The sequence below is a fragment of the Micropruina sonneratiae genome, from assembly GCF_025972045.1.
Lineage (GTDB): Bacteria > Actinomycetota > Actinomycetes > Propionibacteriales > Propionibacteriaceae > Micropruina > Micropruina sonneratiae.
The window spans coordinates 1-993 of the sequence record NZ_JAPDHX010000016.1 but is presented as its reverse complement, the minus strand read 5'-3'; the positions used below and the strand labels follow the sequence as shown (position 1 = coordinate 993).

At 63.3% G+C, this 993-nt stretch carries 1 protein-coding gene; it reads left to right on the top strand.

The window, feature by feature from the left end:
* Window positions 1–119: 119 nt before the first annotated feature.
* A complete protein-coding gene (locus OIE40_RS16875) occupies window positions 120–965 on the top strand; it encodes a hypothetical protein (RefSeq protein WP_264704210.1) in 846 nt (281 codons plus the stop codon).
* Window positions 966–993 lie beyond the last annotated feature (28 nt).

Genomic DNA, 993 nt, shown 5'->3' with positions numbered 1-993 from the left:
TGCGGCAGATCCGGACGTTCGGCAGACGATGCTCGCCTTGGCGAAGTCCCCTCCACCCGCACCTGAGTCTGCCGCCACGGAGCCGGGGACCTCGTTGGAGGGCGTGCGAGACTCTGGTCATGAACCACCGCCAGCAGGGGGACGTGGACAAGTTGCGCCGCGATCAGAGCGGGGTTTGCTGGTGGTGCGGCGGGGTAGGTGATAGCCGCGAACACCGTCACAAAGCAAGCGTGTTGCGCCGCATGTGGGGCTTTGACGGACTCTACCTGGGGAAGGAGGGTCAGGACGTCTACGAACTTCGCAGCTGGAGAAGCCAGGCGGTCAAGTTCGGGAAGGTGCTCTGCCAGAAGTGCAACAACGAGCGCAGTCAGCCCTTTGACGAGGCCTACGACATCTACGAGCAGTTCGTGCAGGAGAACTCAGCCAGGCTCTCGCGGGCTCGCCAGATCTATTGGCGGGACGTGTTCGGACACGATTGGGAGGCGCAAGCTCGTTCCCTAGGCTGTTACGCCGTCAAGACGTTCGGCTGCTGGATCGCGAACGATGGGTTCCCTCCACCCAAGGTCTTGGCCGCCTTCCTTGACGGGGGCGATCTCGTGGACACAAGGCTCATGCTCGTGCGGCAGCAGTCGGCCTCGCTGGCGTACCGCGCGATGCGCCTGGACGGGGAATCGGACTTCAAGCACGGAATCGGTGTGTTCGGATCAACGGGCTGGTTCGATCCGCCGGGGACGCGTTTGGTCGGATATCAGAAGTACGCTTACGTCAGCGACATCTGTATGCAGTTCGACTGGGCGGAGGGCTCTGGCAGGTGTGACCTCTTCTGGACGGGTCCGATCACTCCGCTTGCAGTACTGCCCGCGTCCGCCTCTCAGCGACTCCTCGCGTTCCAGATCGGCGTCCGCGCAGTTGGTCGTCGTGTCAGCAGAGTGGTGAGACGAACCAGCGACCGCCCGACGGTGTAACTCGCTTGTTGTCGGCCGATCCGCGGCA